This window comes from Methylibium sp. T29, assembly GCF_000576205.1.
GTDB classification, from domain to species: Bacteria; Pseudomonadota; Gammaproteobacteria; order Burkholderiales; family Burkholderiaceae_C; genus Methylibium; species Methylibium petroleiphilum.
Genome location: NZ_AZND01000459.1, coordinates 1 through 1,550 on the forward strand (window position 1 = coordinate 1; position 1,550 = coordinate 1,550).

A 1,550-nucleotide genomic window follows, 5' to 3' on the forward strand; every position below is an offset into this window, starting at 1 on the left:
CTAGGAGTCTGCGCGGCAGAAGCCGCCCAGCCTCCTAGCCTGCGGCTCTACGCACGGCTCCCCCGAGCCCCCTCCGAGAGGGAGCGGCAGCGTGTTCGACCGCACCCTCCAGCCTCCCTCCGCGAGGGAGGCTCCAGTCAGTCCGACGAGCGCCTTGCCGCCGTTCAGCTTGCGCTGAGCACCGCCATGCGCCTCAAGTTCAGCGCCATGCACACGAGCTTCCACTCGGCTTGCACCCGGTGCAGTCCTCGCATGCTGAACTGCCGGAACCCCAGCACGTTCTTGATCCAGCCGTTGGGTGGCTCGGCGATCCACTTGCGCTTGCGGTAGGCCGCCCGTCCTTCTTCGGTCTGCAGCTTGGCGGCCATCGCCGCGGTGTATGGGTACTGCTCGGCATCGATCTCGGCGTGCTGCTTGCCTTCGCGGCCCAGCGCCACCACCACTCCGATCGGTGCGCGCTTGAGGTTGTCTTCGCTGCGGTAGCCCGCGTCGGCCAGCCCGAGCTCGGGCAGTTCGCCCAGGTTGTCGCCCACCGCCTGGATCATGGGCAGCAACCAGTTCGCGTCCGGCGCGACGTTGTCCAGTTCGGCCGCCACGATGATGTGCGCGGCCTCGTCCACCGCGGTCTGTGCGTTGTACGCCGGGTCAAACCCGCCACCAGCGCGCTTCATGATGCGACTGTCCGGGTCGGTGAAGTTCTCCTGCGCCTTGTCCTCGGGCACGCCGAACTCGCGCTTGTAGCGCCCACCCTTTGGCTTGCCATCCGGGCCACGCGGACGGCAGTCGTCGTCGTCGCTGCGGCCGCGTTCGAGGTCCGCCTCGCGCTGGCGTTGCTCCAGGCGTTCGCGGGCTTCGCGGATGGCCGCAAGCCTCGCCTCGCGCCGCTCGATCTCGGCGGGTAGGTCCAGTTCCGGCTCGTTGACCTCGGCCTCGTCGGTGGCCTTGGCGCGCGCCAGCAGGGCGTCGATCTGCGCCTTGAGTTCGGCCTCGGCCTGCTTCATGCGCTCGTAGCTCATGGCCTTGTGACGGCTGGCGTTGGCCTTCAGCTTGGTGCCGTCGATGGCCACCGTGCCCAGCTTGACCAGGCCCATCTCGCGCGCGAGCTTGACCACCTGCACGAAGAGCTCCGATAGTTCCTTCAGGTGGAACGCACGGAAGTCGCAGATGGTGCGGTGGCGCGGGAAGTTGCCTGCAGCAAGCATCCGGAACGCCAGGTCCTCGTGCAGCCGCCGCTCGATCTTGCGCGAGCTGAACACGCCCGTGGCGTACGCGTAGACCAGCACCTTGACCATCATGGCCGGGTGGAACGGCTGGTTGCGCGAGCCGCCGCCCTCGTAGCGCGCATAGAACGCCTTGAGGTCCAGCGCGTCGACCGTGTCGTTGATGTAGTGGGCCAGGTGGCCTGCCGGCAGCCAGTCTTGCGGCGCCGCCGGCAACAGCATCACTTGGTCAGGTTCGTAGGGGCGATAGCTTCCAGCCATGCCCCATCAACGCATACCTCGTGCCATGTGACATCAGAAACTACACGGTTCTGCCGCGCAGACTCCTAG

General features: G+C 67.3%; 1 protein-coding gene. It reads right to left on the reverse strand.

The genetic code is table 11. The features are described from left to right. Window positions 1–164: 164 nt before the first annotated feature. A complete protein-coding gene (locus x551_RS22005) occupies window positions 165–1,481 on the reverse strand; it encodes an IS1182 family transposase (RefSeq protein WP_036236658.1) in 1,317 nt (438 codons plus the stop codon). Between the last annotated feature and the right edge of the window lie 69 nt (window positions 1,482–1,550).

Bases quoted from the DNA above. Each gene is read 5' to 3' on its own strand.
- x551_RS22005 (WP_036236658.1), bottom strand. From the start codon at position 1,481: ATGGCTGGAAGCTATCGCCCCTACGAACCTGACCAAGTGATGCTGTTG.